Annotated in this window: 19 protein-coding genes and 5 tRNA genes; 15 read left to right on the forward strand and 9 right to left on the reverse strand. The window is 45.8% G+C overall.

Annotated elements, in window-relative coordinates; translation table 11 throughout:
* Window positions 1-85: 85 nt before the first annotated feature.
* The 3 genes from J2T19_RS08960 to J2T19_RS08970 all read right to left on the reverse strand — a co-directional run bounded on the left by J2T19_RS08960 (window position 86) and on the right by J2T19_RS08970 (window position 2552).
* Window positions 86-862: a DUF3169 family protein gene (locus J2T19_RS08960; RefSeq protein WP_307214875.1), complete on the reverse strand. Its 777-nt coding sequence runs from the start codon at window positions 860-862 to the stop codon at window positions 86-88.
* Window positions 855-1073, reverse strand: coding sequence for a helix-turn-helix transcriptional regulator (locus tag J2T19_RS08965; protein ID WP_307214877.1), 219 nt, complete (start codon window positions 1071-1073; stop codon window positions 855-857). Before J2T19_RS08965 ends, J2T19_RS08960 begins: the two co-directional genes overlap by 8 nt.
* Window positions 1074-1280: 207 nt before the next feature.
* A complete protein-coding gene (locus J2T19_RS08970) occupies window positions 1281-2552 on the reverse strand; it encodes an MFS transporter (RefSeq protein ID WP_307214879.1) in 1272 nt (423 codons plus the stop codon).
* A gap of 138 nt (window positions 2553-2690) precedes the next feature.
* Here J2T19_RS08970 and J2T19_RS08975 point away from each other — a divergent pair, with 138 nt between their 5' ends.
* Entirely contained in the window at window positions 2691-4613 is a 1923-nt protein-coding gene (locus tag J2T19_RS08975; protein ID WP_307214881.1) for an ABC transporter substrate-binding protein, read from the forward strand.
* Between the two features lie 99 nt (window positions 4614-4712).
* Here the strand turns inward: J2T19_RS08975 and J2T19_RS08980 are convergent, their stop codons facing one another.
* A complete protein-coding gene (locus J2T19_RS08980) occupies window positions 4713-6260 on the reverse strand; it encodes a serine hydrolase (RefSeq protein ID WP_307214883.1) in 1548 nt (515 codons plus the stop codon).
* A 280-nt stretch (window positions 6261-6540) separates the two neighbouring features.
* Here J2T19_RS08980 and J2T19_RS08985 point away from each other — a divergent pair, with 280 nt between their 5' ends.
* From J2T19_RS08985 to J2T19_RS09010, 6 genes are all read left to right on the forward strand, one after another.
* Complete coding sequence (locus J2T19_RS08985; protein ID WP_307214885.1) at window positions 6541-7728, forward strand: DUF4367 domain-containing protein; 1188 nt, start codon at window positions 6541-6543, stop codon at window positions 7726-7728.
* 468 nt (window positions 7729-8196) lie between these two features.
* A complete protein-coding gene (gene alr, locus J2T19_RS08990; RefSeq protein ID WP_307214887.1) occupies window positions 8197-9384 on the forward strand; it encodes an alanine racemase in 1188 nt (395 codons plus the stop codon).
* Window positions 9385-9645: 261 nt separating this feature from the next.
* A complete protein-coding gene (locus J2T19_RS08995) occupies window positions 9646-9927 on the forward strand; it encodes a CopG family ribbon-helix-helix protein (protein ID WP_056699650.1) in 282 nt (93 codons plus the stop codon).
* A gap of 3 nt (window positions 9928-9930) precedes the next feature.
* Window positions 9931-10281, forward strand: coding sequence for a type II toxin-antitoxin system PemK/MazF family toxin (locus tag J2T19_RS09000; protein WP_024630714.1), 351 nt, complete (start codon window positions 9931-9933; stop codon window positions 10279-10281).
* A gap of 318 nt (window positions 10282-10599) precedes the next feature.
* Window positions 10600-12789, forward strand: coding sequence for an alpha-galactosidase (locus J2T19_RS09005; protein ID WP_307214891.1), 2190 nt, complete (start codon window positions 10600-10602; stop codon window positions 12787-12789).
* Window positions 12790-13294: 505 nt separating this feature from the next.
* A complete protein-coding gene (locus J2T19_RS09010; protein ID WP_145050485.1) occupies window positions 13295-15508 on the forward strand; it encodes a Tex family protein in 2214 nt (737 codons plus the stop codon).
* A 235-nt stretch (window positions 15509-15743) separates the two neighbouring features.
* Here J2T19_RS09010 and cmpA read toward each other — a convergent pair whose 3' ends face one another.
* Together cmpA and J2T19_RS09020 are read right to left on the reverse strand one after the other, a co-directional pair.
* Window positions 15744-15887: a cortex morphogenetic protein CmpA gene (gene cmpA / locus J2T19_RS09015; RefSeq protein WP_128100760.1), complete on the reverse strand. Its 144-nt coding sequence runs from the start codon at window positions 15885-15887 to the stop codon at window positions 15744-15746.
* A 226-nt stretch (window positions 15888-16113) separates the two neighbouring features.
* Window positions 16114-16470 carry a hydrolase/acyltransferase gene (locus tag J2T19_RS09020; RefSeq protein ID WP_307214894.1) on the reverse strand — a complete coding sequence of 119 codons (357 nt, stop codon included), beginning with the start codon at window positions 16468-16470 and terminating at the stop codon, window positions 16114-16116.
* 118 nt (window positions 16471-16588) lie between these two features.
* Between J2T19_RS09020 and J2T19_RS09025 the strand changes: the two genes are divergently transcribed.
* The 3 genes from J2T19_RS09025 (at window position 16589) to J2T19_RS09035 (ending at window position 17304) form a co-directional block, all read left to right on the forward strand.
* The gene (locus J2T19_RS09025; protein ID WP_239290122.1) at window positions 16589-17050 is read left to right on the forward strand and encodes a SprT family protein; all 462 of its coding nucleotides are present in this window, start codon (window positions 16589-16591) and stop codon (window positions 17048-17050) included.
* An 84-nt stretch (window positions 17051-17134) separates the two neighbouring features.
* Window positions 17135-17210 (forward strand) — tRNA-Asn (locus J2T19_RS09030).
* Window positions 17211-17215: 5 nt separating this feature from the next.
* Window positions 17216-17304 (forward strand) — tRNA-Ser (locus J2T19_RS09035).
* A 234-nt stretch (window positions 17305-17538) separates the two neighbouring features.
* On the opposite strand, the gene J2T19_RS09040 is transcribed toward J2T19_RS09035, so the two are convergent.
* On the reverse strand, window positions 17539-18237 hold the full coding sequence (locus J2T19_RS09040; RefSeq protein WP_307214896.1) for an ArsR/SmtB family transcription factor: 699 nt from the start codon (window positions 18235-18237) through the stop codon (window positions 17539-17541).
* A gap of 110 nt (window positions 18238-18347) precedes the next feature.
* Here J2T19_RS09040 and J2T19_RS09045 point away from each other — a divergent pair, with 110 nt between their 5' ends.
* A complete protein-coding gene (locus J2T19_RS09045) occupies window positions 18348-19085 on the forward strand; it encodes a flavin reductase family protein (protein WP_307214898.1) in 738 nt (245 codons plus the stop codon).
* Between the two features lie 119 nt (window positions 19086-19204).
* Here J2T19_RS09045 and J2T19_RS09050 read toward each other — a convergent pair whose 3' ends face one another.
* Both J2T19_RS09050 and J2T19_RS09055 read right to left on the reverse strand, forming a co-directional pair.
* Window positions 19205-20101: a Cof-type HAD-IIB family hydrolase gene (locus J2T19_RS09050; RefSeq protein ID WP_307214901.1), complete on the reverse strand. Its 897-nt coding sequence runs from the start codon at window positions 20099-20101 to the stop codon at window positions 19205-19207.
* A gap of 4 nt (window positions 20102-20105) precedes the next feature.
* Entirely contained in the window at window positions 20106-20882 is a 777-nt protein-coding gene (locus tag J2T19_RS09055) for a DeoR/GlpR family DNA-binding transcription regulator (RefSeq protein WP_145050496.1), read from the reverse strand.
* A gap of 278 nt (window positions 20883-21160) precedes the next feature.
* Here J2T19_RS09055 and J2T19_RS09060 point away from each other — a divergent pair.
* The 4 genes from J2T19_RS09060 to J2T19_RS09075 all read left to right on the forward strand — a co-directional run bounded on the left by J2T19_RS09060 (window position 21161) and on the right by J2T19_RS09075 (window position 22103).
* A tRNA-Glu gene (locus tag J2T19_RS09060) sits at window positions 21161-21232 on the forward strand.
* Window positions 21233-21323: 91 nt separating this feature from the next.
* Window positions 21324-21399: transfer RNA gene (locus J2T19_RS09065), tRNA-Lys, on the forward strand.
* A gap of 17 nt (window positions 21400-21416) precedes the next feature.
* Window positions 21417-21499: transfer RNA gene (locus J2T19_RS09070), tRNA-Leu, on the forward strand.
* A gap of 187 nt (window positions 21500-21686) precedes the next feature.
* Complete coding sequence (locus tag J2T19_RS09075) at window positions 21687-22103, forward strand: helix-turn-helix domain-containing protein (RefSeq protein WP_307214903.1); 417 nt, start codon at window positions 21687-21689, stop codon at window positions 22101-22103.
* The last annotated feature ends 1 nt before the right edge of the window (window position 22104 follow it).

Genomic DNA, 22104 nt, shown 5'->3' on the forward strand with positions numbered 1-22104 from the left:
CGCCTACGGAAAACTTCCTTGCTTGAAACGAAAATTCGTCAAAATCTGCTTCCTTCGGAGTTTCAGACACGCCCTAAATGGAAAATTAAGATTTGTTTCTACGATAGACTTCACGATAATAGATGCCGATGTGAGCAATCCAGATTACGGAAAGAACAACGATAGGAAATGGGGCAAAGGTGAAAAGGATGGAATATAGCACCATGGAGACCATTCCAGCACTAAGTAATACATTTATGTTGCGGAAGGAACGATAGGCTGCGCGATAGACGGTCCACTTCTCGCCTTCATCAAGCTTATCAAAGTGTTCCTGATGCATATTTCTTGAGTTTAAATCCAACGTACGATCTGGAAAGTAATTATTATATCGTTTAAGTGTTATGTTCTGCAGGAGCATAACCATGAATATGGCGATGACTGCAACGATTAAGTTAATCAGATTAAACGTTTCCGAAGAACCAGTAACGGAACGTGTTGCAGCAAGTAAGGACAGAGCAAGAGCTCCCCAAGTAAACGAAAGGATCACATTGAAATTGCTAATGATCATTGCTATGCCAAGTGAACGTTCCGCAGGTGAATCAAGGGAATCGCCATCACTGGGGAGGTCTTCTTCTAAATTCAAGTTACTAGGAATACGAACCAGAATGGCTGTATTGCATGCAAACAACGCCAGCACCAAAATGCCAAGAACGCCGAACAGAAGATCGTAATTGTAGTATACAGAAAATGTCCAGTCTAGGTTGGCTGGTGCTTTCAGCAAGATACTCGCGACCAAAAAACCAACGACTGCTCCACCAGCCATGTACAGTGGTAGACGTAACCAACGATACTTAGAATTAACGCTTGTGGTTGAATTAGCCATGTGAATCTCCACCCTTCAATTCAAAAATTTGTTCAACAGGTTCATTAAAAACTTTGGCTATTTTCAATGCCAGAACGACAGAAGGAGAGTAGTCTCCGCGTTCAATGAGGGCAATGGTTTGACGAGAGGCGTTGATTAATTTAGCCAGCTCTGCTTGAGACAGACGGTCTCTGGCTCGTAATTCCCGAACATGATTGTGTAATTCTTCCATTTGCTCACCTCCTGATTGAATTGTACATTATCATATACAATTTGTAAATGATTATGTACAAAATAAATATGATAATGTACAAAAAAGTGAGGATGTACGGCAAAAAAAACCTCCGAAAATTTATTCGAAGGCGAAGTGATACGTAGTATGAAATGATGCAAATTTCATTTGAATTATGCCTTGCTTTCCGGGCTTGGAGCCAACGAACTAAGAAGCATCTGCACAAGCGACAGGATCATGATGAGTCGGTGTAACTGGTGATTGTAACGTTAATGTCTGACGGAAAAAGAATAATGAAGCGATCCCGAGCAGCGCATACAGGACTGCCATCCCGTATGAAGGGAGGAAAGCACCAAGCGTGAGTCCCAAGCTTCCGAGCAGTGCAGCTACATTGTAGCTCATGCCGTCAACAGCCATATAGGCAGCTCGATTCGCATCTGGGATCATTCCTGCAAGTAGAACTTGCCGAACAGGATTATACATTAGTTCCCCAAGCGTAAGTATTATGGTGCATATGATGAGCAATAGCGTCCAGTTACTGAATCCGAGAAAGGCAAAACCAGCAGTGTACAGACACATACCAACGGTCATCACTTTTCGAGAAGGAAACCGTACCATCCATTTGGTGAAAGGGATGGCAATGAGTACAACGAGTACAGTGTTGATGGCCATAATGAGGCTGAACATTTGCAAACCTGTGATATCCCAATGGAGCAACTGAGCACTGAATTCGTTTTTTAGCCTCACTGCAATATACTTGTCTAATTGAAATTCCAGAGAGACTGCTAATACGGTAGCAGTGAGGAAGATCATAAAACGCTTGTCTTTAAGGACATCGATGTAAGTATAGAAAATGTTTTTAGGGGCGGTTCTTGTTATCCTATGAGACAGGCTAGCATGTCTTCTATCCATTGTTTCGTGAATATAAAAGATAAGGATAACTAAGGTGACTAGACTCTCTACCCATACGATACTAAATAGGATGAAGCGGAAGGATTCAAACAGTAATCCTCCCATCAAAGCACCGATCGTAATCGCGGCATTGGTTGTCCAGTATTGCAGTCCATATACATAATGGCGTTCAGATTCACTGCTTACATCAACAATCATAGCGTTGGCAATCGGAACAGTGATCCCGGAGCTTAGGCTGCTAAGGAAAAACATCCAGCAGGTTAAAGGGACTGAATTCAGCCATGGCGAGTTAGCGGCAGCTAACCAGAACAGTGCGAATACCTGCAGTATTTGAGCAATGACCATCCATTTTTTTCTTCCAATCCGATCAGACCAATACCCAGCCCATAACCCAACCAACATGGAGCCGATAATGTTTATCGTCAGTAACAAGCCTGCCCAGCCTGCACCAATCTGAAGACTTAGGTAGATCGCCATAAAAGGAATGATGGATTTCTGTGTCAGATCCGTAAAGAAATCGGTGATGATTCGAATCTGAATATTGCGATGTAAGTCGGTGTATCTCATATGGTTTCAGTCTTCCTTTCGTTGGTGAAACGGCTTTTCCTGAGTATAATGAAGAAAAACCTGAAGAAAAACTGTAGGAGTTATGAGATGGATTTCATATTTTAGTGAAGGCGATGAAAGGCTGGGACGGTTGTGGAAGTGACGGAACATTATATCCAACTTAGGTTAATCTTCTCCCATGTACACGAAGAGGAAGAAATAGAGATAACGATGGGTGTATTAGCAACTCATTTGTGCTGCACCATGCGTAATATGAATCTGATTATGAATAAGTTTTTGGATAACGGCTGGGTCCGATGGAGCCCGCAGCGGGGAAGAGGCAAGAAGTCTATACTTGTTTTTTGTTTACCGTTACACGACGTGGCTGGGGAATGGTTTGAACGTCTACTACATCACAACAAAATAGAAGAAGCATACGTACTGGCTGCATCATTGCCGTTTCACATCCGTGAAAATGTAATGCATAGACTACAGGGTCAATTCGGTCTTCGTTCGGATCATGGTGCCCGGGGGAGAGTGGACACACTCCGCATCCCTCAGGAGACATCGTTTGAGACGTTAGATCCAACCCAGGCTGTTGTGTGGGGCGATGTGGGGATCGTTGCAGAAGTGTATGATCGCTTAGTACGTTACAATGCAGAGTACCATGTCTGTGAGCCAGGGCTTGCGATGGCATGGGAGAGCAACGCAGAGGGGACGGAATGGACGTTTTATTTACATAAAGGTGTGCTCTTTCACCATGGCAGAGTTCTGGAAGCAGAGGATGTGCAATTTACATTTGAACGCATCTTATCCAGCGAGCACAACCCCTGCAAAGCCTTATTCGGCTCGATTCAGAGGGTGGAGACGTTTGACGATTTGACGGTTCGCTTTGTGCTGAATGCACCCAATTTTATGTTTCCTGATCTGATGAGCAGCATCAATGCATCTATTCTGCCAAGAGATGTGGAGATAAACCCACTTCATCCGATTGGAACGGGACCATATCGCTTGGTTCGCAACGATCCAAACATCTTAGTCTTGGAGGTATTCTCCTCCTATTTTCAAGGTCGTGCGTTTATCGATCGTGTAGAGATCTGGCAGCTTCCTCAAGCAGGGCGGGGCGAATCCGTGATTCGACAGGAGCTATTCCCAGACGGTAAGCCACATGCGGTACAGCATGAAGTACAGGGCGGGGTTTTTATGACGTTTAATATGCGCAAAAGAGGCCCTCATCTCGATATATCCTTCCGTCGTGCCATACGAGAGCTTATGCACCCACAAGTCATGGCGGATGCTTTGAATCGATCATCGATTCAGCCGACATCTAGTTTGGTTCGTAAGTATGATCGAGGAAACCAGCAGGACGAAGAGATGTATCTATTCGATGCAGAGAAGCACCTGAGAGAAGAGAAGATGGCACAACAGAAGTGGACTGAAGTAAATGAAAATGTAGGTGTAAGTGCAGATGTAGATACAGATACAGGTGTAGACGAACCTTCTCTCGTTAGCGCTTCGGCATGGTTGAAACGTAGCCATTATGCAGGAGAGATGGTGAACGTGTGGGTTGAAGAGGGCGTGAACATGGAGCATGACATGGTTTGGTTTGCTAAGCGGTGTGAACAGATTGGCCTACATGTTAACATCGTATCCGGTGATGTGGTCAAGGCCATTTATCATGATGAATTACAGGCGTATGACCTCATATACACTGGAGAAGTCTTTGACGATCATGTGATGCGAAGTCTCATTACGATGTATACGTTCCAAAATACGCTCTTTCTCAGTGTAATGGATGATCATTGGAGGCATGAGTTAGAGCGAGAGTGCGGTCAGATTGTGGCGATGCAGGAGCCAGAGGATCGAATGGAGAGTTTGTTACAACTGGAGGATCGCTTAATTCAAGAGGCGTTATTATTGCCTGTGTATAGCTTCAGGGAGGAGCATTCATATCATCCATCGCTGCGAGATTACCGCGTGATGGGATATGGGATGCCTGACCTGCGACGGTTATGGGTGAAGCGAAGTCCTAATGCGTCGGAAGAGTCCTCCAGCTATTCGGCCTATATCCCGTTGTGGTAAGAGTCCGCTACAAGGGATGGTCGAATAGCTGGGAAGAAGGACGATGAATCTATATTGTAATCCTACCTCTAAATCGTACTTTCGATGCTACTCGCGGTGTTAGGATTCAATTTGGGCATCAATATCATCAGTAACATTAGCTTTTGTTTTAGTTTTAGTAAATATCACTTCATTCGTATTGGGCTCCATCAATAGTGGAATCTTGAGAGAATGAGTATGGTTTTGATCATCTAACGTGAATGTAAACGGAAGCTTTTGTTCCTGTCCCTGTTGAACAAGCTCAACATCGAAGGTTTCGTTGCCAATGTACTGCATGCTCATGTCTAAATTGTTAAAAGTGGCTCGTAGTTCGCCTTCAGCAGTAGATTCGATGAGGAAATCACCATAGCCAAGATGAGTGTATACGCCAATATATTCGGATGCGGGACGATCGAAGGGTTGAACTTCCTTTTTCTCGAAGTCTGTTGTCTCCTGATGCTCAGATCCGACAGAGGCTGTACCTTCTGTTGCTTCGGATTCGTCCTCTGGCTGTGTACCCTCCCCATCGATTAGTTTGGTCAATCTATCGCTCCAGTCGGTAGGTTCCAGCTCCAATAATCGATCAATAATGTGATAGGAAACGGTATAAGGTACTACGCTGCCATTGCTATTACATAGCACAACGACGCCAATCTGTTCATCTGGCAGGAAGGCTACTTGGGAGGTAAAGCCGTCGATTCCTCCGCCATGATGGATCATCCGATGACCGCGATAAGATTCAATAATCCATCCCAATCCATAGGTGCTAATCGGAACTTCCTCACTACGGAATGACGAATCACAAGGCATATGTGGGCTATGCATGGTCTGCATTTCCTCCGTGGAAATGAGGGCTCTGCCATCGTGCTGTCCTTGATTCAATTGGAATTTTAACCACGTAATCATATCTATAAGATTACTGTTAATGGAGCCAGCAGGGCCAATCGTATCGACATTGCGATAAGGAATTCGAATGTGCTGCTCATCCTTCTCCATATAAGGCAGTGCATATTCAGGTTGGAGCTGCATCAGGTCGACGGATAGCACGCTTGAATTCATCCCTAGTGGACGCAGCAACGAATCTTCTAATACGCTCTCCCATGACGTTCCTTTGATTTGCCCAACTAGATAACCTGCCGTCATATACATGATGTTCTGATACTGCCACTTATTTCTGAAATCCTCATTAGGCTCCAAGTATCGTAGACAATGTACGAGCTCTTCTCTCGAACGAGGTGAGTTATACCAAGCCATCTCATGTCTTGGAAGTCCAGAACGGTGGCAGAGTATATCCCGAATCGTAAGCCGCTCCGTCGTTACCGGGTCGAACATTTTGAAATCAGGCATATACTGCACAATAGGCGTGTCCCAGTTCAATTGATTTTGATCTACAAGTATAGCGGCCGTCGCTGCTGTAAAAGCCTTGGTTGATGAACCGATTGCAAAGAGTGTGTTAGGAGTTACGCCAAGCTTGGCTTCCAGGTCGCGATAGCCATAACCTTTTTGCCAGACCACCTCATTTTTGTGCACAACCGCAACAGCTGCGCCTACGCCTTTCCAATGTTTCATTTGTTCTTCTACAAAATCATCCAATCCTCCCAGCAATGAGTGAAGATCCGTTGTTGTCATCCTTTACCCTCCAAATGTATGAATTAGGTTTCTGATACAAACAAGATGATTGTAATCCAGTAGGTGTTTCCTTATATCAACTATCCCTTTTCTGTACAAAAAAGGCATCCTTCCCTAGACCGATTTGATCCTAGACCTCGGGTATAAATTAGAACAGATGATGCTTGTCAAACTAGTCCGCATAAATCGAACAAGTCCCTCATAGACATGTACTAATCAAGTAGGGGTTCTGCTGCAAGCACAGCCCTGAAGTGAAAACAGTGCTAAAGGGGATGATGTCATGCGCCGAATATCATGGATGCTTGCCATGGTATTGGTCTTATCGGCCTTGCTTGCTGCTTGTGGGAAAAAGGATGCGGCAGCCGTGGTCAAAGATCTGAACGAAGTCGTAGGAGAGATGGAAAGTTATCAGGGAGCAGGCGTGATGACGCTGCACACTGGGGATACGCCGCAGCAGTACAAGGTCGAGGTATGGCATCAAAAGCCTTCCTATTATCGAATCGCGTTAACGAATGCGAAGAAAGATGTAACTCAGATCGTATTACGTAATGATGAGGGTGTGTTCGTACTCACACCGAGCCAGAACAAGAGCTTCCGTTTCCAAAGTAATTGGCCAGACAATCAAGGACAGGTTTATTTGTACGAAACATTGATTCGCAGCATTACGGGAGATTCGACTCGTCAGTTTGTAGATGAGAAGGATAGCTACGTGTTCGATGTTGCTGCCAATTACAATACGCATGCATTGGTTAGACAAAAAATCTGGCTGAATAAGGCCGATTACGCTCCTAAACAGGTTGAGGTATCCGATTCCAATGCCAATGTTGTGGTCGATGTAAAATTCGACAATTTCAAATTCGGTGCTGAATTCGGTAAGGATGCGTTTGATATGCAGCGTAATATGACTGCGGCTACAGAAGGAAATGGGAACATCGGAGCAGGCAGTGAAGGAACCCCTGCCACAGATCCTCAATCTTCAACGGAGCAACAACCAGCATCCGATTCGAGTGGTGAAGTAAGTGACGGTCAGACGGGTATTAGTGGAAGTAATGAGCAAGAGGGGGCACAAGACCCAGCGAGCACAGATCAAGGAGCAGAAGAGCCAACGATGACAGCGCCAGAGGAGAGCGAAGGGTTTGGCGTTGTTGAACCAACGTATGTCCCTGAAGGTGTGAAACTGAAAGACGATCAGATTGTTGAAGAATCAGGTAACTATTCTGTACTGCTGCGCTACGAAGGGACGTATAACTATACCATCTTTGAAGCTAGACCACAGGACAGAGCTGTATCGCTTGCGCCATCCCGCGTTGTGGATCTCGGATTCACGTGGGGCATGATGAGTGGAGACGCATTGCAGACTCTTACGTGGATGTACGATGGAATCGAATATCGGATTACAAGTGCTGATCTACCAGAGAACGAAATGAAACAGATTGCACTATCCATGCAGGAACAATCCGGGAAATGATAATATAGTAGACTTTTTGAACAACTCTTTAAAGGTATAGTTGTCATATCAGAAGGAATGCTAAGAAGCATCGGAGACCTATTCTCCGGTGCTTTTGTGTTGTTCACGGCTACAACCCTGGTCGCATAGAATGATGATACACATCAATGTATGAAAAGGATCGAAACATGGAAATACACAAGCTTGAATAGGCGGCAAAATCTCAATAATTCAAAAGACGCTTCTACGCACGAGGAACCGGGTAAGTAATACGGTATAGACGGACATATTCTATCGTAGGATATGAAAATGATCAGGAGATGTTCAGTCTATCTGCCGTTTTCTTCCTTAATCTCCGGCTGCATGATGACAAGGTTATTGCATTTGAATGAAGCACATATTGAACTCATTTGACAGTCACATCCTAGAGCATTACGATGGAGTCTGATGCGTGAGCCGGATTAAGACGATTAGAGAAGGTGACAGAACGTGCAAGAACAATATCGGCCGACCCAAGCGGAAATTAACTTGGATCATCTGTGTGACAACGTAGAAGCTTTCCGTGAGGCATTGCCGAAAGGGATGAAGTTCCTTGCTTGTGTTAAGGCCAACGCTTATGGACATGGAGCTGTTGAGACAGCGAGAGGACTTGAACAATATGGAGTCGATTATTTGAGTGTTGCTTTTCTAGATGAAGCGCTCGAATTGCGTCAACATGGAATCAAGCTACCGATTCTCGTGTTAGGTTACACACCTCCGGAAGGTGTTGCTGTAGCCTGGAAACATGATATTACAATTACCTTGTACAGCCGGGAAGTGCTCGATGCGATTCGAAACCTGAATGCAGGCACGTCCACCGGGAAATTGAAGGTGCATATTAAAATCGATAGTGGTATGGGGCGGCTAGGCTTGCTGCCTGGTAAGGATGCAGTAGCCTTCGTACAAGAAGTCGCTTCGCTGGATCAGGTAATGCTCGAAGGCATGTTCACTCACTTTGCGAAGGCAGATGAAGCAGACAAGACCTATACACTGGAGCAGTATCGACGGTTTCAAAGCGTTGTAGAAGCGCTGAGGGATCAGGGATGTGTCATCCCGATTATACATACGGCAAACAGTGCCGCCGCCATTGATACACCGAATCTGTCTTACGACATGGTTCGAGTGGGAATCAGTCTGTACGGATTGTATCCGTCTACTGAGGTGAATCATCAGGTGGTGAAGCTGTCCCCGGTATTGACACTGAAGACAAAGGCGGTTCTGGTCAAAACGTTGCCACCCCACTGGGGCATCAGCTACGGAACACGCTATGTTACACAGGAAAATGAACGAATTGCGACCCTGCCTATCGGTTATGCAGATGGATTCTCAAGAATGCTGACAGGCAAAGCACAAGTGCTTGTACGTGGACGCCGTGTTCCCGTTGTCGGTACGATCTGCATGGATCAGTGTATGGTGTCGCTACAATCTTTCGCTGAAGAAGCGGAAGAAATTCAAGTCGGCGAAGAGGTTGTCCTCATCGGCCACCAGTCTGGCGAATGTATAACTGTAGACGAGGTGGCTGCCCAGCTAGGTACAATTCCATATGAAGTGATCTGTATGATGGCACACCGTATTCCGCGGATCTATCTGCGGGATGGTATAGAGGTTGCCAAGGTTAATCCACTTTTGTCCTCCTAATAGGTGAACTGGACGCTATTTACAATAAACTTTTTTTTAGAACAGAAGGAAAACTGTCGGAGCATCTCGAATTATGTATGACGATAAGGATTTATATCCTGGAAAAGAGATGTTTGGTCTGTACGAATATTGTTCCCCGTGTTTATAATGGAGTACAGCATACTTGATATACGCGGGGCATATATATTCCTTTGTATAAAAGTTCTGGAAAAACGTAATACTGGTTCACAATGGCGAAAGGTTTGTGGGGGTGGAAGAAAGGTGGCCAACTTGCAGAACACCAAGCGAATCATGATCAGTCTGCCTGATCATCTTTTGCAGGAAGTGGATGGCATCGTAGCGCTGGAGAACTCCAACCGCAGCGAATTGATTAGGCAGGCCATGAAGCTGTATCTGACGGAACGGAAGAAGCGGTATATTCGTGAGTCTATGCAGCGTGGGTACATGGAGATGGCGAAGATTAACCTGACCATGGCATCCGAGGCCTTTCACGCGGAGGAAGATGCGGACAGCACTCTGGACCGCTTAGTTAGCGGGGTGTAGACATTGATCGTAAAACGCGGTGACGTTTTTTTTGCGGATCTTTCTCCCGTTGTCGGTTCCGAGCAAGGTGGAGTCAGACCGGTGCTGGTCATTCAGAATGACATCGGTAATCGATTCAGTCCAACTTGTATTGTGGCGGCGATTACCGCCCAGATCCAAAAGGCAAAGCTGCCGACGCATGTAGAGATTGATGCGGCGGCACACGGCTTTGACCGGGATTCGGTTATTTTGCTCGAACAAATACGGACGATTGACAAGCAAAGATTGACTGACAAGATTACTCATTTGGACGAGGAGACCATGAAATTGGTTAACGAGGCCTTACAGATCAGTCTGGGCTTGATCGATTTTTAAAGGTGGAGCAGTGGTTTGAAACTGCCAGCCAGCCGTTGACAGCGGGAAGTGCCTTAGGTGTCCTAGGGCATAACCAATTCAAGTGTGTGTTCAGAAGATTCCTTTTGGACAATCACATTATAGTGCATGTTCAGAAAGGTCGATCTTCAGCACCTTTTAGAGCAGTAATTCACAGGAGCGTACAGCAGCCAATTGGCAGCGGTACGCTCTTTTGAATAAAGCTAGATGAAAGCGTAGAACATTGTCTATCTTTTCGCTATAATGAAACCTGAGAAACCGTTTACCCAAAAGACAGATATACAGAGGTGGAGGAGACATATGAGCATTTATATCAATCAGGAGAAACTACAATTCCATTTACAAACTCGCAAGGCAAGTTATGTATTTCAAGTATTGCCTTCAGGATATTTGGTGCATTTGTACTACGGCAAGAAATTACGCGATACCGATCTGAGCTGGTTGCATGTGCGTACAGAACGCGCATCCTTTAGCCCTAACCCGGTGCCAGAGGATCGAACGATCTCTTTCGATACATTGCCAGTGGAACTGCCGGTGTATGGGACGAGTGATTTCCGTAACCCAGCCATCCAACTCCAACTGGAGAACGGCTCAACCATTTCGGAGTTTACCTACACAGGTCATCGCTTGGAGAAGGGGAAGCCTTCCCTTGAAGGACTACCAGCAACATATGTAGAAGCTGCGGATGAAGCAGAGACATTGGTCATTGAATTGCAAGACCGTGTTGCTGGCATCAAGATCGAGCTTTCTTATACAGCCTTTACGGCATTTAATGCGATTACTCGTTCGATGCGTGTAGTGAATGAGAGCGCTACCTCCGTTAATGTCTTGCGTGCGCTTAGTTCCTCAGTTGATTTCCCACACGCAGATTATGAATTGCTGCAATTGTCGGGTGCTTGGACACGTGAGCGCGACATCGTGCGCAGACCGCTTGCTTCTGGCTTGCAAGGCGTAGAGAGTCGCCGTGGTTCGAGTAGTCACCAGCAGAATCCGTTTATTGCCTTAATGACACCAGGTACGGACGAAGACCAAGGTGAGGTATATGGATTCAGCCTCGTTTATAGTGGAGGCTTCACAGCACAAGCGGAAGTGGATCAATTCTTCACGACACGTGTGTCGCTCGGAATTAACCCGTTTGACTTTAGCTGGAAGCTGGAGCCACAAGAAGCATTCCAGACGCCTGAGACCGTTATGGTGTACTCGGATGCAGGGCTTGATGGTATGTCACAGTCCTATCACGAGCTGTATCGTGAACGTCTTGCACGTGGTCAATTCCGGAATGCGGAGCGTCCTGTCCTCGTTAACAACTGGGAAGCAACATACTTTGGCTTCGATGCAGACAAGATCGAGCAGATCGCACGTGCGGGACAGAAGCTTGGTATTGAGCTATTTGTATTGGATGATGGCTGGTTTGGGCACCGGGATAGCGATAATTCCTCGCTTGGTGACTGGATCGTAGATAAGAATAAGTTACCACAAGGTCTGGATGACCTCGCGAATCGCGTGACGGGTCTAGATATGCAGTTCGGACTGTGGTTCGAGCCTGAGATGATCTCCCCTGATAGTGAGCTGTATCGTGCACACCCAGACTGGTGTTTGCATGTGCCTGATCGTCGCCGTACAGAAGGACGTCAGCAACTGGTGCTCGACTTCTCTCGTCAGGATGTACGGGACGAAATTGTACGCATGCTGAGTGATGTACTAGGTTCTGCACCGATCTCCTACGTGAAATGGGACATGAACCGGAATATGACAGAAGTGGGCTCCGCATTGCTGCCAGCAGACAGACAGCGTGAGACAGCACACCGTTATATGCTGGGATTGTACGAGGTGATGGAACGGATTACGAGCACGTTCCCACATATTCTGTTCGAAAGCTGTTCAGGTGGCGGCGGACGCTTCGATCCAGGTATGCTCTATTACATGCCGCAAACTTGGACAAGTGACAATACCGATGCGGTATCCCGTCTGCGTATTCAATATGGTACGAGTCTCGTGTATCCAGTAAGTTCGATGGGTTCCCACATCTCTGCTGTACCGAATCACCAGGTGAACCGGATTACATCATTGGAGACGCGTGGACATGTAGCGATGTCAGGGAACTTTGGTTATGAGCTGGACTTGACTCGGTTCACTGAGGAAGAGAACGAAATTGTAAAAGCACAGGTTGAACTGTACAAAGAAATTCGGGGTACGATTCAATACGGAACATTCCGTCGCTTGCTCAGTCCGTTTGAAGGAAATGAGACGGCATGGATGTTCATCGCACCGGATGGCAGCGAAGCTGTCGTGTTCTATTTCCGTGTGTTGTCTGAGCCGAATGCACCGTTGCAGCGCCTGAAGCTCAAAGGATTAGACCCTGACGCGGATTACCGTCTGAAGGGCAGTGAAGAGACGTTTACTGGTGATGCCTTGATGTATGGCGGTATCGCAGTTGGTGCAGCGTCTGGAGACTACCTGAGCGAGATGTTCCGTTTCGAGCGAGTATAATTTAGAAGCTATATAAAAGATGCTAATTACATTACACGAGAACGGAGAGGACAGAAATAACGTGAAGAAGCGAAGCGTTCGCCTTTATCACCGGATTTTTCCCTTAGGAGAAGGGAAATCAAAAAAATCTGGGGATAACAGCGATCGGAAGGTTATTCTGTCATCGGAGTGGTAAGTGTAATACGCTTTAGTTTGTTTGTTTGATATAGCAAATCCAAAGTAACACTTCGCTTTTATAATTAGTATGAAGAAGACCGGGATGCGTCGAAACGACGTTTTCCGGTCTTTTTTTGACAGGACATTGCATGATAGCTACCGATGAAACGGGGGTATCGGGATTGGATGAACTTGTAAGCTCGCCTCATGCTGGAAATTTGAACGGGATTTTGTGATAATATAGGGAAGAAGAATCTGCACACGTGTGGATTCCATACTGTGATTATTGCAGCGAAGCTGCCCTGGACGTGCTTCTAATGATCGATTCAGGAAGGAAAGAGGGATTTATTTGTCTGAACAGGAAACGGTTCTGGAACCTAATGAAGAAACGATAAAGGCTGAACGCCACGAGCGAATCATCAAGCAGGTAGCCAAGGAATTATCGCTACCCCTGAAGCAGATCCGGACGACGTCCGAGCTTCTGGATGAAGGAAACACAATTCCGTTTATCGCTCGTTACCGTAAAGAAATGACTGGAGAGCTGGATGAGAACCAGCTACGAAATATTGAAGAGCGTATCGTATACTTGCGTAACCTCGAAGACCGTAAAGTAGAAGTTATTCGTATTATAGACGAACAAGGCAAGCTGACGAAGGAGCTGAAGCAGTCCATCACTCAAGCTGTGAAGCTGCAAGAAGTCGAGGATCTGTACCGTCCGTATCGTCAAAAGCGTAAAACGCGTGCCAGCGTAGCCAAAGAGAAGGGTTTAGAGCCGCTTGCTACTTGGATCTGGAGCCAGCCTAAACAGGGAGATGCCCTGGAAGAGGCGGCGCGTTATATCAGTGCTAAGCTTGGCGTGGATGACGCAGAGGCTGCGTTGCAGGGAGCTAAGGACATATTAGCCGAGAACATTGCGGATGATGCTGCCATTCGTGCGTGGATTCGCCGCTATACGTTGGATCATGGAATGCTGACTTCCGAAGCGAAAGATGCTGAGCAAGAGTCCGTATATGAGAATTATTATGATTATCGTGAATTAGCGAAAAAGATGCCGCCGCACCGTATCTTGGCGATTAACCGCGGTGAGCGTGAAAATATTTTGAAAGTCGGTTTGGACGTGGCAGCAGATCCGGCTCACCGTCACATGGAAGGACAGATTATTAAGGGTTCTTCTGCTGTACAGGACATTTTGCGTGCAGTAATTGAAGATGCTTATAAACGTCTAATCGCACCTTCCATTGAGCGTGAAGTTCGCGCAGAATTAACGGAAAAAGGGGAGACCCAGGCAATCTCCGTATTCTCAGCTAATCTTCGGAACCTGCTGCTCCAACCGCCGATCCATGGCAAACGTGTGCTTGGTGTCGATCCTGCCTACCGTACAGGCTGTAAGCTGGCAGTCGTTGATGATACGGGTAAGCTGCTTGAGGTGGCTGTAACTTATCCAACCCCACCACATAATAAGAAACGTGAAGCAGCAGAAGTGTTCCACCGGATGATCAAACAGTATGATATCGGTCTGATTGTGATCGGGAATGGTACAGGATCTCGTGAAACCGAGCAGTTTGTTGCCGAGATCATTCAGGAGAATGGCGATGAGAGCCTTGTCTATCTGATCGTTAATGAAGCTGGCGCAAGTGTGTATTCTGCATCTAAGCTGGCTCAAGATGAGTTCCCGGATCTGGACGTTGCTGAGCGTAGTGCGGCTTCCATTGCTCGCCGAGTACAAGATCCGCTGGCAGAATTGGTCAAAATTGATCCTAAAGCCATTGGTGTAGGTCAATACCAGCATGACGTTTCTCAGAAAGTTCTCGAAGAGAGCCTCAAAGCTGTTGTAGAGTCTGCCGTTAACCATGTTGGTGTTGATGTAAACACCGCATCTCCTTCACTGTTGTCCTACGTGGCTGGAGTGAATGCAACCATTGCGAAGAACATCGTGAAATACCGGGAAGAGAACGGTCGCTTCACGAATCGCCGTCAGTTGCAGAAGGTGCCTCGTCTCGGAGCCAAAACGTATGAGCAATGCGTTGGCTTTATGCGGATTGGTGAAGGGGAGAACCCACTCGATCGTACACCAATTCACCCGGAGTCCTACAAGGTTGTGGATCAGTTGTTCAAGGAGCTTCAAGTGGAGTTGGACAAGCTTGGCAGCAAAGAGCTGGCTGAACTGCTGTCTGAGCAAAAGGCTGATCAGTTGGCTGTAAAACTGGATGTCGGTGTGCCGACACTTCGTGACATTTTGGACAGCTTGCAGCGTCCGGGCCGAGATCCACGTGAGGAAATGCCATTGCCAATCTTCCGTACAGACGTATTGAAGATTGAGGATCTCGTCGAAGGTATGGAACTGCAGGGTACGGTTCGTAATGTTATTGATTTTGGTGCCTTTGTAGATATCGGTATTAAGAGTGATGGACTTGTCCACATCTCACAGCTCAGCAATGGTTATGTTAAACACCCGATGGATGTGGTTTCCGTCGGAGATAATGTAACGGTATGGGTTATGAATGTAGATACCAAAAAAGGCCGTGTAGGTCTAACGATGAAGAAACCAGCTTCAGCCAAGTAGTTTCTTTAAAGTGCATGTGGAAACGATAGAACAGCCTTCCCTAGTGAGAATGTCATTAAGTTTATTTGGTTCTTAATGATAGTGCTCTTAGGGAAGGTTGTTTTTTTGATCTGGTTGGATTCTCCTGTGGACTGATTATCATTCGAATGATAGATCACTGATAATATCAATGATAAGCTATATAGAGGAAGAGTATTTGATCGGACGGAGAAGGTTAAGCATAACAACGTCGTTCTTAGAGTTCACTGTCCGCGCTGCGTACCGTACCACTTTTCGGTTTGTTACGATAAAAGAACCAACATTCGTTAAGTAGCTTAATCTGGCGGCTGTCTTTTTTGTGGAATGCACGCATGAGTTGATTGCAGAGCCATTGAGGCAAGGGTATCTCCTCCTCTTGCATAATTCATCTGTATGTTAGCATATGTGATAACAGCCTGGCCTGTGCAAATGAACCATTGACATTAGGAAATTCAGGTAGGGTTGGGTTGATTACAGTTAGCGTGCAGTTGTGGACTAGAGGTATATAGCAAACAAAACGCACACCCATAGATGGGGATGCGTTTTGTTTAGGCCGTGCTAACTTTTCCAAGATGAATTCAGTTGAATTATAGCATTTCCATCTCTTCTTCATACCATTGTTCTAATTGAGCTTGGAGTGCTCGAATTTCAGTGAGTAAGGAAATTAACGGATAATGGCTCTCATGTAATTCGGCAAAACTATGCTCAAGCGCGTTGATATAGTCTAGACCTCCAACAATCGAAAGTTGTTCATCCAGAAGATCCAGTTGGTCACATTCGGCAATTGCTCGGGGCAGAACGGGTACGTTAGGTGCGGTGAGTTTATCGATCTCTTTGTGTAGGCGCAGATTAAGGGCGCTGAGCTGATAAGCATAATCGGCAGGCATTTCTACAAATTGTAATTGTTGTTCCAGTTGCAGGATGACGTAGCGCATTGTAGGCATAACAAGTATTAATCTCCCCTCATACATTCTACTTGACAGTGTAGCCTAGGAAACGGTTAGAATTCAAGTATTATGCGGGAAAACGAATCGTTTAATCGGTGTGAAAGGAGAGGGATCGATGGAGAATGAGGAATTACAACAATGGATTGAACAGGTATCCTTGGATCACTTCGGGGTTCCGTTCACTCATGAGGCGTTGTTTAATCGGCGGTTAACGACTACGGGTGGACGATATATGCTTAAGAGTCATCGGATTGAGATCAATCCGCACCAGCTTGAAGTGTATGGGAGAGAAGAAGTCGAGAAGATTATTAAACATGAGCTCTGTCATTATCATCTGCATATTCGTGGACGTGGTTATCAGCACCGTGATCCTGAATTCAAGGCTTTATTGCAAAAGGTTGGCGGTTCTCGCTTCTGCCAGTCTCTTCCCGGCAGTAAGGGTCGAAAGCCGCTGCCTTATCGCTATAAATTGGTATGTAAGAGCTGTGGTACCGAATATCTGCGCAAACGAAAAGTAGATCCCAAGCGTTACCGTTGCGGACGATGTGCGGGTAAACTAAAGATGGTAGACCTGTAAGATAAACTCTTTATTAGAATGAAAATGAGTCCTGTTGACTTGGCCCTTTAATCATGATAAATTAAATTTATTCAAGATTAATATTCCCTGATAGCTCAGTTGGTAGAGCACTCGACTGTTAATCGAGTTGTCACAGGTTCGAGCCCTGTTCGGGGAGCCATTCTTGGAGAGATACCCAAGTGGCTATAAGGGGACCCTCTGCTAAGGGGTTAGACTGCGTAAGCGGTGCGAGGGTTCGAATCCCTCTCTCTCCGTTCTGAATAAACTTCCCTGCAAAGGGATGAGAACCCTGGAGGTTCGTCGAAGCATAAGCTTCGTTAGCGATACTTCGCAGTCTCGAATGAAGTGAGAGTATCCCTCTCTCTCCGTTCTGAATAAAAAAATGTAACATGTAAATCCCCACCGGATTGAGCTATTATCGCTCCAGCCGGTGGGGATTTTTTATTGTTTCGATATGCTTCGATTACCATAATCTTGAATGATCCTGCTTATAAGGAAATGTTGAGTGCTTCGTATAGCCCTTTCTTACCTGTCTCTGTTAATTCAACGGAGCGGCTTCCCTTCATTTGTCGTATCCAGTCTAGTTGAGATAATCGACGGTTCAATTGCTCTCCGAGCAAGCCGGAAAGGTGGTGTCGTCGTTCGCTCCAATCCAGACATTTACGAGCCAGCGCACGGCGTGATCCGGGTTTGACCTGAAGCTCGATTCCAAACGAGGCAAACCAGTCGTATCCTTTCGTTGTAATCGTATAGTCTTTGTTTTCCTCGTCTTGCGGCTCAATTAGATACCCCTCACGCAGCAAGGCCTCGCACAAGGCGATTCCCAGCTTTCCAGCCAAATGACCATAACACGTTCTAGCGAAGCTCAGATGCCGCAGTTGATCAGATTGTTTGAGTGAGCGCACTTGTACAGGAGGGGCAATGTTGGCCATGGACTCGATCAAAAAAGCAATCTCTTGATTAGCCAAACGGTAATAGCGATGTCTGCCTTGTTTCTCAACGACCAATAACCCGCCCTCGACCAATTTGGCCAGATGGTTACTTGCTGTCTGAGGAGTAACTTTAGCCATATAAGCGAGTTCACCTGCAGGCAAAGCTCGTCCATCCAGCAATGCTTCTAAGAAGATGGCACGACTTGGATCAGCAATTAATGACGCAATAATCGTTATATTCGGATATGTGCTCATACTTCGATGATACTTGAACTATAAGTGTATTACAATCGATCTGAGACGAATGCTCAGGACTACGTAAAGAGGAACTAGGTAAATGAATGGGAATAGGAGAGGGAGAATGGATGAAGCAGGAACAACCACAACTACAGCAACAATCGGAGGAACTGCAACCAGAATATGAGTGTCCTGAACTATCAGATGGAGAACAAGAACGAAGCTCCAACAACGACTCATATTCACAACATATAGGAGATACGTATGATACGGAAACGATACAACCGAGTATTTTATACTATGGTACCCCAGTGATGATGCTTAGCACGCTTAATGAGGACGGTTCGACTAATTTATCCCCGTTATCTTCCTCTTGGGCATTAGGGGATTGTCTCGTACTTGGTATCGGGATTCAAGGGAAGGCGTACGAGAACTTGATGCGACACCCAGAGTGTGTCGTTAACCTACCGGAAGCTTCGATGTGGAAACAAGTTGAGGTGTTGGGGAAATTCACAGGTGTAACTCCAGTACCTGAGGCCAAGCAACAGATGGGCTATACATTTTGTCAGGATAAATTTAACGCTACAGAACTTACACCTCAGAATTCAGTCGAGGTTATGCCACAGCGAATTGCAGAATGCCCGATCCAGATTGAAGCTTCTGTCCAGCACATTCGTATTCCGGAGCATACACCTTATATGGCTATTGTGGAAGTGAAGGCGATGAAAGTGCATGCTCATTCCAAAATCATCTCAGGCACAAACAAAATTAATCCCGAGGCATGGCGACCGCTTATCTATAACTTCCGGCATTATTATGGGCTTGGAGCGAAGTGTGGAGAGAACTTCCGGGCGGACAAGGTGTAAGAGGGAAGGGGATAATATCATAACCTCATATGTTGGACAAAAGTAAACAAGCACAGCCTCTTAGAAAGAGACTGTGCTTGGATTTTATGTTTTGATATGCGCACACAACGAGTGGCCTGTTACAGATTACCTTCGCTAACACCTGCTGGTGGGTTGATCGGCTTACCTTCAAGTACGGAATAGATCGCATGAGCTACGCCGTGCTCTACATTGGTCAATGTGATAGCTTTAGCTAGTGCTTTAATTTCCGGTTCTGCGTTGCCCATCGCGATTCCGAGCCCTGCCATTTGCAACATGGATACGTCATTGAAGTTGTCCCCGATCGAGACCGTATCTTCCATAGCAATGTTCAGATGAGCTGCAAGCTTAGACAAGGCATTACCTTTGGATACATCAGGATGCTGCATCTCGAAGTTGTGTTCAGAAGATACGACCATCGCGACATCTGAACGTGCTGCAAAGTATTGTCTACCTTCACGTAATTGATCCGGATTCATGGAGAAGGCCATAATATTGTAAATGTGTGCTTCTGCAGGGATTTCCTGATGTGAGTTCACACGGTGGTAATCCTTTTTGTCGTAATGCTTCTTAACAGCTCGGATGAGGCGTGCAACGTCCTCGCTAGGGCTTGCGCCTAGAATACGATCCATCTCGGCAAGCATCGCATTATGACTGTTAATTGGAGCATAGATCCCCTGCTGCGTGGAGGCTTCATAATAACAATCGTGATCCTCCAGCCATTGCATAACAGAGGCAGCTGTTTCGCGTTCCAATGGGAGGTGGAAAAGACGTTGTCCGTTCTCATCATGGATGGTTGCGCCATTTGAACCGATAACCGGTGTTTTAATTCCTCCTTCTAGAGAAATATTAACAACATCGGAATACACGCGACCTGTTGCAATTGTCACCCGTAGACCTTCTTGTTGTGCACGGTGAATTGCGGCTGCGTTCTCAGGGCTAATCTGGCTGTCTCTGTTCAATAACGTTCCATCTAAATCTGTAGCAAACAATTTCATATACTTACAACTCCTTATCTTCTGTAGGTTCAGGAATGAGAATCTCGACTTGTTGTTCGGCTAGAAAAGTACGCCATTCCGGCGATGGCCATTGGTTCGTAATTAATATGTCTACTAGAGACCAATCGGCAAAGCGATAACCATAACGTTTGTTAAACTTAGAATGGTCTGCGAGTACAATAACTTGTTTGGCTGCTTGCATCATACGGTATTTAATCTTGCCTTCTTCTTCGGAGGCGCTGAAGCCATCCATAGTTAGACCACCAATGCCGATAAAAGATTTGTCTACATAATAGTGAGAGAGGGTTTCGATCACAGGAGCGCCATAAACATAGCGTTGCTCTTTATCAACTTTACCACCAAGCAAACGGATTTCGACGGAGGCATGATTGGAGAGAAGGTCAGCTGAATGCATGGAGTTCGTAATAACAGTGCAGGATTTACCGTTGAGGTTCTCGGCACAGGCTTGCACTGTGGTTGAGGCATCCAGAATGATATTCTCACCTTGACGAACGATAGCTGCAGCAAGTTTGCCAATGGCTCTTTTTTCCTCTGAGACATAGAGTAGACGGTCTTTGTAGGATCTGAATTCTTGCGGAGGAGAGGGGAGAATCGCGCCGCCACGCGTCCGGATAATGCTATCCTGCTCTTCAAGCTTAATGAGATCTCTACGAGCGGTGTCCCGGGATACGTCAAAGAGTGAACCGATCTCCTCGACAGAGATGCGATTATGTTTACGTAAGTGTTCAATAATAAGCTGCATTCGTTCTTCTTGGAACAAACGTGCCGCCTCCTTATACAGGGATGACCGTGTTATATATCTATATAGTTAATTATAAGTAGTTATAATGTTATTTGCAATATTATAAGTGAATATCAGTTTTTGTAAGTAATTTGACGTATCTTTTACATATACAGACGATTCTAATGACATATCTCTGAAAGGCTCTTTGTTGGTATTCTTTGTTGCTGAAAAATTCTTTCAAAAAAAGTGTTGCACTGTTTCGAATAATCGTGGTATACTCATTCTTGTCGCCAAGAAAGACAACTTGTTATTAAGGCCCGTTGGTCAAGGGGTTAAGACACCTCCCTTTCACGGAGGTAACAGGGGTTCGAATCCCCTACGGGTCATATCTTCACCACCTTTTTAACGAAGGAAACCTCGCAAGTCATTGTTCTACGTAAGAGATGATCATGGCACATCAGGGTGAAGTTACAGCAAGAGCCATTAGCTCAGTTGGTAGAGCACCTGACTTTTAATCAGGGTGTCGAAGGTTCGAGCCCTTCATGGCTCACCATTTTTACAATTGAATATGCGGTCGTGGTGGAATGGCAGACACGCTATCTTGAGGGGGTAGTGGGCGTACGCCCGTGGAGGTTCGAGTCCTCTCGACCGCATCACAGTATTAGGAAGTAGACTCTCATGGTTATCCATGGGGGTCTATTTTTGTCTAAAAGCCAGTGAACGGATTTATCGTAGGATTAGTGGCTGAGGATTCATGGAGGTTGTGGTATAATTATGTATATTGTGTTGTCCGTGATTCATTAGGATAAGAAGATTATTATCGTTGGAAGGCGGTCCTGTATGCAGTCAATATATGAGCGAATTGAACACCTGATTGCTGAACGAGGAATGACGAAGAAGGCTTTCTGTCAACAACTGAAGATTAGTACGGGTAATTTGGGTGATTGGAAACGTGGGAAATCCACGCCGAGTACGAATAAACTGATTGAGATCGCTGCGTTTTTTGATGTGAGCCTGGACTGGCTCATGATTGGTCGTCCGTCGAAGGAAGCGATGGTACGGGAAAAACGAGAGGATTATTTTTTTGACGTGTTGCGGCAATTGAATTGCCAAGAGAGTGAATTAACGACTGAAGAGCAGTCTTTTATTAGTGAATACATTGAGTTTACCCGCTACCGTAAATCGAAGGAGAGCCGAAATACTCAGGATTTCCGTTATGAGAAAGAACGCAAGACGGAAGAGGATGAATCGCTCTAGC

Source organism: Paenibacillus tundrae (genome assembly GCF_030812775.1).
Classification (GTDB): domain Bacteria; phylum Bacillota; class Bacilli; order Paenibacillales; family Paenibacillaceae; genus Paenibacillus; species Paenibacillus tundrae_A.